Origin of the sequence: Streptosporangium sp. NPDC049078 (assembly GCF_040648855.1) — a bacterium.
In the GTDB taxonomy this organism is placed as follows: Bacteria; Actinomycetota; Actinomycetes; order Streptosporangiales; family Streptosporangiaceae; genus Streptosporangium.
On the sequence record NZ_JBEZEL010000013.1, the window covers coordinates 231,710 to 245,494 of the forward strand.

13 protein-coding genes are annotated in these 13,785 nt (G+C 70.2%); 9 read left to right on the forward strand and 4 right to left on the reverse strand.

Annotation, left to right across the window (positions count from 1 at the left end):
• Positions 1–227: 227 nt before the first annotated feature.
• Positions 228–1,625, forward strand: a complete 1,398-nt coding sequence (locus AB0B90_RS23560) for a penicillin-binding transpeptidase domain-containing protein (RefSeq protein WP_350945466.1) — start codon at positions 228–230, stop codon at positions 1,623–1,625.
• An 80-nt stretch (positions 1,626–1,705) separates the two neighbouring features.
• On the opposite strand, the gene AB0B90_RS23565 is transcribed toward AB0B90_RS23560, so the two are convergent.
• Positions 1,706–2,278, reverse strand: a complete 573-nt coding sequence (locus AB0B90_RS23565) for a dihydrofolate reductase family protein (protein ID WP_350945465.1) — start codon at positions 2,276–2,278, stop codon at positions 1,706–1,708.
• Between the two features lie 72 nt (positions 2,279–2,350).
• Here AB0B90_RS23565 and AB0B90_RS23570 point away from each other — a divergent pair, with 72 nt between their 5' ends.
• From AB0B90_RS23570 to AB0B90_RS23585, 4 genes are all read left to right on the forward strand, one after another.
• Positions 2,351–2,923: a TetR family transcriptional regulator gene (locus AB0B90_RS23570; protein ID WP_350945464.1), complete on the forward strand. Its 573-nt coding sequence runs from the start codon at positions 2,351–2,353 to the stop codon at positions 2,921–2,923.
• Between the two features lie 239 nt (positions 2,924–3,162).
• Entirely contained in the window at positions 3,163–4,494 is a 1,332-nt protein-coding gene (locus AB0B90_RS23575; protein WP_362924768.1) for an AAA family ATPase, read from the forward strand.
• The gene (locus tag AB0B90_RS23580; RefSeq protein ID WP_350945462.1) at positions 4,491–5,699 is read left to right on the forward strand and encodes a tetratricopeptide repeat protein; all 1,209 of its coding nucleotides are present in this window, start codon (positions 4,491–4,493) and stop codon (positions 5,697–5,699) included. The genes AB0B90_RS23575 and AB0B90_RS23580 overlap by 4 nt, the downstream gene beginning before the upstream one ends.
• Positions 5,700–5,863: 164 nt before the next feature.
• Positions 5,864–7,003 carry an NAD(P)/FAD-dependent oxidoreductase gene (locus tag AB0B90_RS23585; protein ID WP_362924771.1) on the forward strand — a complete coding sequence of 380 codons (1,140 nt, stop codon included), beginning with the start codon at positions 5,864–5,866 and terminating at the stop codon, positions 7,001–7,003.
• A 172-nt stretch (positions 7,004–7,175) separates the two neighbouring features.
• Here AB0B90_RS23585 and AB0B90_RS23590 read toward each other — a convergent pair whose 3' ends face one another.
• Entirely contained in the window at positions 7,176–8,051 is an 876-nt protein-coding gene (locus AB0B90_RS23590; protein WP_350945458.1) for a class I SAM-dependent methyltransferase, read from the reverse strand.
• A gap of 169 nt (positions 8,052–8,220) precedes the next feature.
• On the opposite strand from AB0B90_RS23590, the gene AB0B90_RS23595 reads away from it, so the two are divergent.
• Together AB0B90_RS23595 and AB0B90_RS23600 are read left to right on the forward strand one after the other, a co-directional pair.
• A complete protein-coding gene (locus AB0B90_RS23595; RefSeq protein ID WP_362924773.1) occupies positions 8,221–9,174 on the forward strand; it encodes a LysR family transcriptional regulator in 954 nt (317 codons plus the stop codon).
• Between the two features lie 118 nt (positions 9,175–9,292).
• The gene (locus AB0B90_RS23600; RefSeq protein ID WP_362903663.1) at positions 9,293–9,667 is read left to right on the forward strand and encodes a VOC family protein; all 375 of its coding nucleotides are present in this window, start codon (positions 9,293–9,295) and stop codon (positions 9,665–9,667) included.
• Between the two features lie 48 nt (positions 9,668–9,715).
• Here the strand turns inward: AB0B90_RS23600 and AB0B90_RS23605 are convergent, their stop codons facing one another.
• Positions 9,716–10,516 carry a neutral zinc metallopeptidase gene (locus AB0B90_RS23605; protein ID WP_362924775.1) on the reverse strand — a complete coding sequence of 267 codons (801 nt, stop codon included), beginning with the start codon at positions 10,514–10,516 and terminating at the stop codon, positions 9,716–9,718.
• A 236-nt stretch (positions 10,517–10,752) separates the two neighbouring features.
• Between AB0B90_RS23605 and AB0B90_RS23610 the strand changes: the two genes are divergently transcribed.
• Together AB0B90_RS23610 and AB0B90_RS23615 are read left to right on the forward strand one after the other, a co-directional pair.
• Complete coding sequence (locus tag AB0B90_RS23610) at positions 10,753–10,929, forward strand: hypothetical protein (protein WP_362924777.1); 177 nt, start codon at positions 10,753–10,755, stop codon at positions 10,927–10,929.
• Positions 10,930–11,073: 144 nt separating this feature from the next.
• The gene (locus AB0B90_RS23615) at positions 11,074–12,624 is read left to right on the forward strand and encodes an amidohydrolase family protein (RefSeq protein WP_362924779.1); all 1,551 of its coding nucleotides are present in this window, start codon (positions 11,074–11,076) and stop codon (positions 12,622–12,624) included.
• 61 nt (positions 12,625–12,685) lie between these two features.
• On the opposite strand, the gene AB0B90_RS23620 is transcribed toward AB0B90_RS23615, so the two are convergent.
• Positions 12,686–13,618, reverse strand: a complete 933-nt coding sequence (locus tag AB0B90_RS23620; RefSeq protein WP_350945450.1) for a TetR/AcrR family transcriptional regulator C-terminal domain-containing protein — start codon at positions 13,616–13,618, stop codon at positions 12,686–12,688.
• Between the last annotated feature and the right edge of the window lie 167 nt (positions 13,619–13,785).

Sequence of the window (13,785 nt, forward strand, 5' to 3'; positions counted from 1 at the left end):
CACCCTCACCACTCGCACGTCAGTCGCTCTCCCGTACTCGGCTGTCCGACACCGGCGCGGAGCAGTCTCCAACCTCAACCTCGATCGAGGTCAAGCGACCGCGAGCCATGTCCCCGAACTCGGTGCGGCCAGAGGCCGTCGCCGTCGGTTCAGCCGGTTGCCTGAGCGGTGCCGTTCCCGGATGATCCAGGCGGGGGATCACACACCGAAGGGCGACAATGAGGGCATTGCTGGTTTTTCTGGGGGTCACCGCGGTGGGCGCTCTGGTCGCGGTCGTTCTGCTGTTGCGGAGCCCGGCGGACGGAGGGCCGAGAGAGGAGCGGGTGGCCTCGGATTCCACCGCCACGGCGCCTGCCGCCTCCGTGGCGGGAAAGAGCGTGTTGCTGGACGTCGAGGGCGCCGTCCTTGAGGAGTTCTCCGGCGACTGCGCGGGCGTCGGGTATCCCTACCTGTGCCGGCAGGTCAAACAGCAGCTTCTCGCCCAGGATCCGCAACTGCTCGACCGTGGCGGCCTGACGATCCGCACGACGATCGACCAGCGGCTCCAGCGGGCGGCGCAGCGGGCCATCGACGCCCACGTCCACCGCGACGACCCGCAGGTCGCCGCCCAGGTCATGATCGTCCCGGGTGAGGGCGCCATCAGGGCCATGGCCACCAGCCGCGACGCCGCTGCCGCCGACGCCGCCGATGCTGACGGGGGCGCCGACGGGTCCGTTGCCGACGCCGACGACAGGGCCGCTGACGGGGCCGCCTTCCAGCAGGGTACGACGGCGATGCCCTACGTCCTGGCCGCCGCGTTCGCCGCCGGTCTGCGCTCCGACGACGGCTTCCAGATCTCGGACGAGTATCGTGCCCCGAGCTACGCGGCGTTCAGGAACTGCGCGAACCAGGCCGTCGCCGACCCGGCCCACACCGTCGTGAACCGGGAGAAGGGTGGGGACCGGTTCGTCACCCTGCGCTCGGGCACCCGGGAGGTGGTGAACACCTTCTACATGCGCCTGACGGAGAAGGTCGGGCTGTGCGAGACCGTCAGGATGGCCGAGCGTCTCGGGCTCGGACGCGCCGACGGGACGCCGCTTCTGGAGTTCGAGACGTTCTCGCTGGGCATCAACGAGGTCGGCCCCGTCTCGGTGGCCAACTCTTACGCCAGCCTCGCCGCCCGCGGTCGCTTCTGCGAGCCGACAGTGATCACGGAGATCCGCGACGGCTCGGGGGCGCCACGCCCTTTCCCGCCGCGTTGCCGGCAGGTCCTGGACCCGGCGGTCGCCGACGCGGTCACCGACGTGCTGTCGGAGGCGCTCGCGAAAAGCGCGCTCGGCGGCATCGGCCGCGAGGCGGCGGGCATGCCCGGCACGACCGACGCCTTCACCGCCGCCTGGTACGCCGGATACACCCCCGGCCTGGCCTCGGCCGTCAGCCTCGGCGACTCGCGCGGCGCGTTCCAGCACGACCTGAGCGACGTCACCATCGGAGGCCGCCACTACCCGCAGGTGGACGGCATGTCGCTTCCCAGCCTGGTCTGGAAGGAGGCGATGACCGAGGCGGTGAGAGGGACGCAGGAGACCGGCTTCACCCGGCCGGACGCCGGGCGCTTCGGCGCCTGCCGCGACGCCTGCCCGAACTGACCGCCGCGGCCCGCTCGCTCGGCCACCGCCGTCCCGCCTGCGGCGTCGGACGCGCCGAGGTGTCCGGTCGGCTCGGGGTGCTAAGCCCTGGTGAGCCAGGTGACCTGGGTGCCGTTGTCGAAGGACTCGCGCCGGGTGGGGGTGAACATGGTGGGGCGGAACCGTCCGGAGAACATGGAGATGCCCGCGCCCGCCACCACGGGGTAGCCCTTGAGGATGATCTCGTCGATCTCCGGGAGCAGGGAGGCGGCGAGCCTGCCGCCGCCGCACAGGTAGATGTCCATGCCGGTGTCCTCGGCCTTCAGCCGCCGGACGAGCTCGACCGGGTCGCCGGTCTCCACCCGCACCGTGGGATCGTCGATCGTCAGGGTGCTGGAGACGACGTACTGGCGCAGGTGGGCGTACGGGCTGGTGGTGGGGACGTCCAGGGCCGGCTCGTAGGTGCCGCGGCCCATCACCACCGTGTCGAAGACCTTGTTGGGCGCGTCCTCAAGGCCGACAAGCCCGCGGACATGGGTGGGGAGCGTCTCGGGGTAGCGGTCGTTGATCCAGGCGGCCATCTGGTCCGACACGGGGTAGAAGTCGAACTCGGCGTCGGGGCCCGCGATGTAGCCGTCGAGCGAGACGGCGACGTAGTAGACGAGCTTTCGCATATCAATTAACTCCCAATGTAGTACTCTGCTTGTAGTGGTTGGAACGTAGTACTACAGATGGAGTGGTGTCAAGTGCGGAGGAATCCCGAGCGACGGCAGGCGTTGATCGACGCGGCCATCGAGGTGCTGGCCAAGGAGGGGGCGCGGGGGCTGACCTTCCGGGCCGTCGACGCGGAGGCGGCCGTGCCCCTGGGCACGGCCTCCAACTACTTCGCCAACCGCGACGACCTGTTCACCCAGGTCGGCGGGCGCATCTACGAGCGGTTGCTGCCCGACGAGGCCACGATGGCCCGCAGCCGGGAAGGTGTGCAGGACGCGAACCGCTACGCCGAGCTCATGCACGAACTGGTGGATCGGGTCTCCGCCTTCAACTCCGGCTACCTGGCCCTGCTCGAACTACGGCTGGAGTCCACCCGGCGCCCTGAGCTGCGCGCGGTGCTGACCAAACGCATCCGCGAGGACATCGACGCCAACGTCGGCCACCACGCCGCCTCGGGCCTGCCCGGCGACTCGACCTCGGCGGTGCTCCTCTACCTCGCGCTGAACTGGCTCATCGTGGAACGGCTGACACTGCCCGACATCTTCACCGAGCAGGAGATCCACGAACTGGTGGACGCCGCCGTGCAAAGATCGCTGAACGCCTGACCCGTGAGGCCGCCCGAGGATTCCGGGAGACGATCGTTCCTTACGGGGAAGTGATCTTCTGACTCTCCTGATCCTCATGCGCCGGTCGGCATTCGTTGATCGGAGGCGATGCGCCCACTGCGGTTCGCGCCGAAGAGGGCGGGGGAGCGAACGAACCGGATGTGCGGGGCAGCCGGGTGTGAGCCCGCATGGAATCATCGACGGGTGTTTCCAGTTTTGGGGTGAAAGGCGGGCCTCTTGTGACCGATCGGGGAACGTTGGACGCGCTGCGGCAGGCGGTGCGGGTGTCGCCGGACAATCTTCCGTTGCGGCGCCACCTGGCCGAACAGCTGCTGAGCGCGGGGTTGCTCATGGATGCCGAGGCCGAGTTCCGCGCCGCGCTCGCCCTGGTTCCCGGTGACGCCGAGTCGGCGACCGGGCTCGCCGAGGTGTTCCTCAGGCAGGGCAAGAGCGGCGCGGCCCTGGCGGCGGTCGAACGCGTCGCGGCCGGGCAGGGGCCGCCCCGGGCCGGGGTCGTCGTGGCCAGGGCGCTGGCCGCGGAGGGGGATGTGGCGGCCGCACGACTGCGCTACCGGGAGGCCGTGGCGCGGGACGGCTCGCTCGCCGATCCCGTGTTCGAGGCCGAGCTCACGAACTCCGTGCCGAGGCCCATCCTCGACGAGGCGACGGCGAACGTGGCGTCGCCCCTGAACCCGGGCGCCGACAGGCCGCGTACGAGTTTCGCGGACGTGGCCGGGATGGAGCAGGTCAAGCAGTCCCTGCGGATGAAGCTGCTGCTGCCGGTCCAGCAGCCGGAGATGTTCGCCGCCTACGGCAGGCGCGCCGGCGGCGGGGTGCTGCTGTACGGGCCGCCCGGCTGCGGGAAGACCCACCTGGCGCGGGCCGCCGCCGGAGAACTGGGCGCCGACTTCATCAGCGTCGGACTGTCGGACATCCTCGACATGTACGTCGGGTCCAGCGAACGCAACCTGCACGCGACGTTCGAGAGGGCCCGTCGCAACAGCCCGTGCGTGTTGTTCTTCGACGAGGTCGACGCGCTGGCGGCGCGCCGCTCGGACATGGGGCAGGCGCACAACCGGCAGATCGTCAACCAGTTCCTCGCGGAGATGGACGGTGTGGAGGGCGGCGCCAACGAGGGGGTTCTGATCCTCGCGGCGACGAACGCCCCCTGGTACGTGGACGCGGCGTTCCGCCGTCCCGGCCGGTTCGACCAGCTGGTGTTCGTGCCGCCGCCGGACGCGGCGGCGCGGGCGGCCGTTCTGTCACTGCTGTGCAGGAAGACGCCGCTGGCCGAGGTGGACTTCCGGATGATCGCCGAGGCCACCGAGGGGTTCACCGGTGCCGACCTCAAGGGGGTGGTGGACCGGGCCGTGGAGGCCAAGCTCCAGGACGCGATACGCGTTGGCCGCCTCCTGCCGCTGTCCACCTCCGACCTGCTGGGCGCGGCCCGTTCGGTCCGCCCGACGGCGGTCGCCGAATGGATGGCCACGGCCCGAAACTACGTCACGTACTCCAACGAGAGCGGGGCCTGGGACGACCTGCTGCCCTGGATCGGCGGCAGGCGGCGATGACCTCCTCGGTCGACGCCCGGGTCCAGGCTCTGGCGGAGCGGGCGCGGATGCTGGTGATGCTGCGCCGCGGCCCCGACGCCGAGCGGGAGGCCCGTGCCGCGCTGGCCGAGGATCCGCAGAATCCGGCCGCGCACCTCATGCTCGCCCTCGCGCTTTTTCTCCAGAAGGACATGGACGAGGCGCTCGTGGAGGCGAACCGGGGGACCGGGCTCATCCCCGATCACTGGTTCGGGCACTGGGTGGCCGGGTTGATCCTGGGCAGAACCGGCCGGGAGCGCGAGGCGTTGGGTGCCTTCCAGAACGCGCTGGCACGCGGCCCGGACGAGCCGTTGATCTACGAACTGCTGGCCCGCACCCACTTCAACCTTCGCGAGTTCCCGTCCGCCGCCGGAGCCGCGGGTCGTGGACTGCGGCTGGCGCCGGAGGACGGCGGGCTCGCCCAGATCATGGGGCTCGCCCTGGCCGAGCTCGGCGACGCGGACGGCGCCCGCGAGCACGCCTCGCGGGCGATCCGGCTGGCCCCCGAGAACGCGGACGCGCACCGTGCGTACGGACTGGTCATGATGACGACCGGCGACCACGGGGCCGCCGCCGACGCGTTCCGCGAGACACTCCGGCTCGCGCCCGAGTACGAGGAGGGCCGGAGCCTGCTCCTGGAGGCCCTCAAACAGCGCAATCCGCTGCGTCGTCTCGACGGCTGGCTCGCGTCTCTGCGTCTCCTCACCCGCCGGCGGATCCTGCTGTGGCTCGCGCTGTGCCTGTTCGTCCCCTGGTTCGTCTACATGGTGCTGCTCACGGTGGCGACCTGGGTGAACTGGGTGAGCCAGGCCGTGACCACGCTGGTTCTGCACCGGAACCTTCGCGACCGGCAGCTGTTCGACACCGCCGAGGTGTGGGCCGCCCGGATCTCCGCGGGCCTCTTCTGCTGCGGGATCGTGCTGCTGGTCTCGGCCGCCGTGGCGGGGTCGCCCGGCACCGTGATGGCGGGTGTCGCCGTGCTCGGACTGATCACGCCCGTCCAGGAGACGGCACGGCTCAGTGGGGTGCGCCGCCACGTTTTCGGAGGCGTCACGGGCGCGCTGGCCGCGACGCAGGCGGCCCTGATCCCGATGTCGTACGTCGGCCAGTCGCTGGTCCCGGTGCTGCTCGTCTTCTACGCCTGCCTGGCGTCCACCTGGGCCGCCAACCTCCTGCATCCGCGCTGAACAGGCTGGACCGGGGCACTTCGGCGGGTGTGCGCGGTGCCGACCGGGGCGGGGGGCACGGCTCTCTCGGTAGGGGAGCCGAGTGTGGCGACGGTGTGGAGGTATAGGGCAGGTAGCGTGCAAACCGTCGTACGAGCGAGGCGTCGCCCTTACCGTCACGAGATATGCAGACAGTGGACGTACTGGTCGTGGGTGCGGGCCTGGCCGGTCTGAGCACCGCCCGCCTGCTCGCGCGCCGGGACCTGAACGTGATGGTGGTCGACCGTCGAGGATCGTTGTCGGCCGGCATCCGCACGACGGGGATCTTCGTGCGCCGTACCCTCGACGACTTCGACATCCCCGATCACCTGCTCGGGCCGGGGATCCGGGACGTGCTGCTGTATCCGCCGTCGCGACGGGCACCGATCAGGTTCACCAGTGACCGGGACGAGTATCGCGTGGCCGACATGGCGGCCGTCTACGAGCACGCGCGCGGCGCGGCGGAGTCGGCCGGGGCACGGGTCCTCCTGGGCGTACGGTACGTCCACGCGTCGAGGGGGTTCGTGCGGTTGGAGGGCGCGGAACCGGTGAGGGCGCGGTTCGTGGTCGGCGCGGACGGTGCCCGCTCCCGGGTGGCCCGTGACCTCGGCCTTGACGTCAACCGGCGCCTTCTCGTCGGCGCCGAGATCGTCCACCCGATCGCGTCGGGCACGACCACCCCGACGTTCCACTGCGTGCTGGACCCCCGGGTCGCTCCGGGGTATCTGGGGTGGGCGATCGACGACGGCCGGCACGCGCATGTCGGTGTCGCGGGATATCCGGACGCGATGCGCGCCGGTATCCGCCACCTGCTGGACGCCTTCGTCGCGGACGCGCCCGGCCACCTGGCGCCGGTCGGGCCGGTCGAGCGTCGAGGTGGTCCGATCCCGGTCGGCGGTGTACTGCGGCGGCTGGCATGTCCCGCCGGGCTGCTCGTCGGGGACGCGGCGGGTGCGGTGTCACCGCTCACGGCCGGTGGGCTGGACCCCTGCCTGCGCATGTCCGAGTTGGCCGCGGCGGTCACCGCCGGATACCTGCGTACCGGCGACCAACGGGTGCTGAGCCGGTACGACGGGGGCGCGTTGCGAAACCGGTTTCGGGGCCGCTTGTCGCTGCGCCGCGTCTTCGCCGGTATCCGGTCCCCCGCCGCGGCGGAGGCGGCGGTGACCGTGCTACGCGGTCGCGCCGGTCGCGCCCTGGCGGCGCGGATCCTGTTCGGCGACGGCTCGTTTCCCGACGTCGGTCCGCGGCTCGCGGCCCCGGTGACCGACCGTCCCCGCCGGTGACGAGGCGGACCCGGCCCCGCCCCGTGACGAGAAGATCGGCCGGCGGCCGGGTCGGGCGTCAGGAGTGTCGAGGATCCAGCGGAGTCCGGTCAGCGCGCCGAAGGCGGGGAATTCCCGGGGCTGCTCTGCGGCTGACCGGGGCGAGTGGATCGACGAATGCGAGGTCGGACGGTCACCGTTCGGCGGTGACCAGCCAGAGTTCTCCGCCCAGGTGGACGCCTTCGGGACCCGCGTGAGGTCGCAGCGCGTCCTCCAGAGCGGTTCTGGCGGCGTCGGGTGTCATGACCGCGTCGTCGGGGTCGTCGGGGTCGTCGAGGATCGCACGGACCGGGCCGGTGCCGAGGAAGAAGTCGGCGGCGCTCGCAGCGTCCCGGCCGAAGAACAGGGGGACGTCGGCCGAGGTCGCGGTGACCGCCCGGAATCCGGCCGCGCCGAGTACGCTCTCGATCCTCTCCCGGTCGGCGAGCGAGAACATTCCGGGTTCGTACGCGTTCGGGGACGGCGTGGAAGGCCCGGCCGGAGGGGACGACGCGGGAGGCCCGGCCAGAGCGGAGATCGGAATGGTGTACCACTCGCATCGGGCCATCTGCTGCGGGCACACGAAGACGAGACGGCCCGTGGGTTTCAGGGCGCGGCCGATGTTGGCGAAGGCGGCCACCGGGTCGGCGAAGAACATGATTCCGAACCGGCTGACGGCCACGTCGAACTCACCGTCGCCCAGGGGATGGACCTGGGCGTCCCCTTCCTCGAACCTGAGGTTGACGAGCTCGGCTCGGGCCTGGTCGGCCCGGGCCCGTTCCAGCATCGGCCGGGAGAGGTCGAGACCCACGGCGTACCCGCGGGACGCTTGACGGGCCGCCAGGATGGTCGTCTCGCCCGCCCCGCATCCGACGTCCAGGACCCGGTCCGTTTCCCCTATCGCCGCGGCCTCGAACAACAGCCGGTGCAGGGCGGTGTTGCGGCCCGTGATGCGGTCCGTGCTCGCGGCCCAGTGGGCTCCTTCGGGCCCGTTCCATGAATTCGCCTGCGCGGCGTTCGAGAGGGACATGAATCTCCTTTTCCGGTGGGTCGTTCGTTCGGGATGCTGTGGTCGACGGTCATCGGGCGCCCCCGCGATTCCCAGGATCATCCAGGAGTGATATGCGCACCACTGCGGATCTCCTATGGGAGACATGCACGGCCTGTATGGCAGGCCGGTCGGAGAGGAGGATTCGCCCATGCTTGACCCCTGGACGTTGCAGGTGATGGTCGAGGTGGAGGAACGCGGTTCCTTCTCGGCGGCGGCCGAAGCCCTGTCGATGACGCAGCCGGCCGTGTCACGGCAGATCGGCGGTCTGGAGCGCAGGCTCGGTGTGCCGCTCTTCCGGCGCACCGCGCGCGGCGTCAAGGCGACGGCGGCCGGTGAGATAGTCGTCGATCAGGCGCGGGACGTGCTGGCGCGTCTACGGGCCCTGGAGATGCGGGTGGGCGCCTTCACCAGCGCCGAGGCCGGGCATCTGCGCCTGTCGGCGTTCTCCAGCGCGAACACCTGGTTGATGCCGGAGGTCGTCAGGCGTTTCAGCCGATCCCACCCCGGAGTGCGGCTGAGTCTGGTGCGGGAGGACGCCGCGGGGCCGATGGCCGCGATCAAAGAGGCTCGTGTCGACCTCGCCCTGGTCACCGCCTGGAGTCTGTACGCGGATCCGTCGGCGGCCAAGCACGACCCGTCGGCCGAACTCCTTGAGCCCGCCGACTTCACCGGGGTCGATCTGCTCCCGTTGCTGGACGAGGAGTTCCAGGTCGCCCTGCCCGCCGACCATCGGCTGGCAGGGCTTCGCCGGGTGTCGCTGTCCGACCTGTGCGACGAGGTGTGGATCGAAGGCGGCTACCCCGACTGCCTCGGCCCGATTCCCCAGCTCGCCGAAGCCCTGGGCAGACCCCCTCGGATCGGGTTCTTCTGCGAGGACTGGAACGGCAGGCAGGCCCTGGTCGCGGGCGGATCCGGCATCATGCTCGTGCCCACGCTGGTGCGGGGCGCCGTACACCCGGGGGTGGTGAGGAGGCCGACCGCGCCTTCGCTCCCTTCCCGCCGGTTGTACGCGGCCTCCCTGGCGCCGCCTTTCCGCCTCCCCGCCGTGACCGCGCTGCTGGACGTGATCGCCCGCGTGAGCCGCGAGCAGATCCCGGCCTGATCGACCGGGCTCTCTCGACGTCGCGGTCGGTCGCGGTACGCGGCGACCTCGCTCCGGGTGGTGCGGGCGAGCCGTCGACGGCGAGCGGTTGTCACCGGCACACTGGCATGCTGTCGGTATGATCGGACGCCTCGAAAAGACCGTGATCGACTGCCCCGATCCGCGCGCTCTCGCGGAGTTCTACTGCCGGGTGCTGGGGATGAGGATCAACGAGGACATCGGCGGCTGGGTGGTCATCGGCGCGGAACCGGGCCTTCGGCAGGTGGCCTTCCAGCGGGCCGTCCCGTGGATTCCACCGCGCTGGCCCGACCCCGCGCATCCCCAGCAGATGCACCTCGACATCCGGGTGACCGACCCCGATCAGGCCGAGCGGGAATTACTCGCCCTGGGCGCCACCCGTGTCCCGAGTGAACACGAGTCGGGCTTTCGGGCCTTCACCGATCCCGTCGGTCACCCGTTCTGCATCGTCTTCGGTCGCCACAGCTCAAGCTGAGCCGCTCATCGCTGGGGCGCGCGCCGCGAGGGCGCATTCTCCTCCGTGTCAGGCGACGCGGGACGCCGGTGCGGTCCAGGTGTTGCACGCGGCCGGGGAGGCGCCGGCGAAGCCCCGCTGCAGCCAGGCGGCCCGGTTCTTGCCCGTGCCGTGACTGCGTTCCTTGTTGACCTTCTCATCGCCGCTGTCCCGGTAGTGGTCCACGACCCCCTCCCAGTCCTCGTCCCGGTAGTTCTGTGATGACCAGACACTGGCCACGAACGCCGCTCCCAGGCAGTCGGCCTGCAACTCCAGGCGGCGGCTCTGCGTCAGCGCCTGCGCCTTGGTACGGGCCGGCAGGTGGGCGTGGGCGTTCAATATGCCGGTGAGGTTCTGCACGTGGTGGGCGTATTCGTGTGCCATCAAGTGCAGCATCGACGGGTGGTCCGGTGTTTTGACGGCATAGTCGCTGATCATGATGACCATCCGCTGCCGGCTGGTGCAGTAGCGGCCGGTGTGGTATTTGCCCCATGCCGATCCGCATGCGCGGCCGGGCTTGGTCATGAACTGGATCGTCGGTTTCCTGAATGGCATGCCTGTCTTCTTCAACTGCTTGGACCATGAGGCGTTCAAGCAGCCCAGTATCGCCGTCAGGTGTTTTTTCGCGGCGGCGACACTGCCGGAGTCTTCGGGGTGCCGCGCACAGGGCAGCGTCAGTTTGCCGCTGCGATACAGCGGATTATGGGTCAATGCCTTGGTGCCGGTGGGAACCGGTGCGCCGACACCGGTGTCGGTGTGGGCGTGGGCGGTTCCGGTAAACAACAAGCCGACCAGAACCCCGACAGACAGGGCGATATGGGGGGTACGCATGAAGCGGAACTGTACAGGAGGGACGGTGGACGCCAGGGACCGTCAGTCGCAGGAAAGGGAAACGCCTACGGGTGCCCGTGAAATATCTCTTCACCGTGGAGGGGAATGGAAATGCCGCGGACACTCGTTGGACGCATCCCGTGCCGTTCCGTTTCGGCGACGACAAAACGGCCCACCACTCCCGCCTGTTACGTGATCTGCCGGCCGGACTCAGTGAATGTGTGGTGCACCCGAGTGTGGGCACCCGACAGATCCGCGCGATCGACAGCGGCCGGCTCGTACGACGAACCGACGACGAATTCCTCACCTCGGCGGTCGCCCTCGATCTTCTGCGCCGGTACGACATCACCCTGATCGACCACCGGGTCATCCAGCGGGCTTGGACACGCTCACGGCCGAGGCGTTCCACCTGAAGGACGGGGAAGACCATCAGGTGATCAGGCCGCGGAGCGGGCACGGTAGGGCCCGCCTTACCTGTGATGACCTGCCCCCTTCATCGTGAACACGGCGCGACTCCAGAAAGCTGGTGAAAACCAACGGGGGCAAGGAGTCGCACGATGAAGAAGGATGTTTCCCGGCGAAGTGTGATCGCTGGGGCGGCTGCGACCGCGGTCGGGGCGCTGGTAGGGGGCGGCCGGACCGCGCAGGCGAGCACCAGGGCGGTCGGGGGCGCGGGTAAGGTCACCGCCGTCGTGCGGGTGACGGTCATCGACGCGACGGGACGACCGGCGGCTCGTGACATGACGGTGCTGGTGCGGGGTGAGCGCATCGTCGCGGTGGGCCCGGTCCGGTCGGTGCCCGTTCCCGCGGGGGCGACCGTGGTGGACGGCACCGGCAAATTCCTCATCCCCGGGCTCGTGGACATGCACGTGCACTCGACGGAACTGGAGCGCACTTATCCGCCGCTCTACCTCGCCAACGGGGTCACCACCGTGCGGGAGATGAGCGCGAACCCGGCGATCAGTGCCTGGCGGCGTGAGGTGGAGGCCGGTACCCGTCTGGGTCCCCGGTACGTGATCGGCAGCCGCATGATCGACGGTGCGCCGTCGCTGTGGGAGGGGATCGGGCCGCCCTTCGTCAGCGTGGCCGGTCCGGAGCAGGCCCGTGCCGCGGTACGGCGGGAGAAGGCGGCGGGCGCCGACTTCATCAAGACCTACACGCGGCTCAGCCGGGCGTCCTTTCTCGCCCTGGCCGACGAGGCGCGCAGACAGCGGATTCCCATCCTCGGCCATGTGCCGGATTTCGTCCGCTTCACCGAGGCGAGCGATGCCGGGCTGCGGACGATCGAACATCTGTCGGCGGTCTGGTACAACACCTCTGACCAGGAGCGAAAGTTACGTCAGGCGATCGCCGCGGTGCCGATCGGCCCGGGAGAATATGCCGGCTGGTACAACCGAATGCACCCCGTGGAGTACGCCGCCGCGCGCAGCTACGATCGGCGCAAGGCCGCCCGCGTCTTCGACCGCCTGGCGCGCAACCAGACCCGGTTGACGCCGACGCTGACCAACCACCGGGTCGTCGACACACCGTCGAGTGTGCGCACCGATGACCCGCGTCACCGCTGTTTCCCCGCTCAGATACGGCAGTTGTGGGAGATGACCATGCGGGAGGTGTATCTGAAAGACCGTCCTGCGGAGCAGGCCGCGTCACGCAGGGAGCTTTTCGAACGCCGGCTGCGGCTGGTCGCCGAACTCGATCGCGCCGGGGTGCCGCTGCTGGCGGGCACCGATACGGGCACCTCGTATGTGATGCCCGGCTTCGGCTTGCACGACGAGCTGGAGCTGCTGTCCCAGGCAGGGCTCAGCGGCATGAGCATCCTGCGGGCGGCGACCCTGGAACCGGCGAGGCAGCTCGGGCTGCGTGACCACGGGACCGTCGAGCGCGGAAAGGTGGCGGACCTGGTGTTGCTGGACGCCGACCCGCTGCGCGACATCCGCAACACGACGCGCATCGGCGCGGTGTTCGTTCGAGGCCGGTTGATCGATCGCGCACAGCGGCAGCGCATGCTGGACGATGTGATCACGGCCGCTCGGGAGGCCGTCCCGGCCGCGGCACGGGTGGCCGGCTGCGCCTGTCATCCCAGCGCTTCACCCGCGCTGCATCACTGAACATCCCGGCGCTTCACCCGCGTCTCGTCACCGAACGTTCTCCACCGTCCCGGAGCTCGCGTCAGGTCGCCCGTCCGAGCTCGCGGCGGCGGGCGTCGATGCCGTCGAGCAGGCGTTGCAGCCCGTACTCGAAGACCGCGTCCAGGTTGAAGTCGAACGGTTCCCGCGCGGCGTAGCCGAGTCCGGGATTGCCGGTGGAGGCCCACCGGCGCGGGCCGTCCTGGAAGTTCATCCAGTCGTCCGCCGACATCCCGGTGTCCTCTTCCGCCTGCGCCTCCGCGAGACGGACGAGCGCCATGCCGCGTACGTGCCCGAACAGGTTGATGTGCGTGCACAGCATGTCGTGCGCGCCGAACCCCATCGCGCGCAGTGTGCTGAGCGACCACTCGGCGATCGGCAGCACGTTGGGCATGAGTTGCGGGCGGCTCAGCGAGAACACCTCGGCGGCCCACGGGTGACGGCCGAAGACGGTCCAGAACAGGTGCGCGGCCGCTTCGAGGCGTCGTCGCCAGGCCGTCATCGGGATCTCGGGCAGCCTGGCACCGGCGAACACGCGGTCGGCCATCCGCAGCGTCAGGTCGTTCCTGTTCGGGACGTGGCGGTAGAGCGCCATCGTGGAGACGTCCAGGGCGACGGCCACCCGTCGCATCGTGACGAGCGGCAGCCCGTCGGTGTCGGCGATCCGTACGGCGGCCTCGACGATCTCGCGCCGGGTCAGCCCGGGGCGCCGTGTCCGCTCGCCGGTGGACGGGCCGGTCCTCCCGGTCGCAGGCTCGTCTCGCCGCCGGACGACGGTCCCGCGGCCCGGGACCGCCTCGACCAGGCCCGCCTCGCGCAGGGCACCGAGGACCTTGGTGGCGGTGGCCATCGCGACCCCGCGGTCCCGGACGATCTGCCGGGTGGACGGCACCGGCCGGCCTTCCGCCAGTCGCCCGCTCCGGATGTCGCCGGCGATCTCGTCGGCGATGCGCAGATAGAGCGGTCGGTCTGTCATGACTCTCCAGTGCACTAGTGCGGTCGTGAGCCGACGGGCCCCCGCACTACCCCGCTGTTCTGCGATGACATGCGAAGTGCACTAGCTCGCAGCGGTGCGAGGTGGTGGGGCTTCTTCGTCGCTGCGTACATTGTAAGCATCGCTCGGGGGTGGGTCCGGGCGACGAG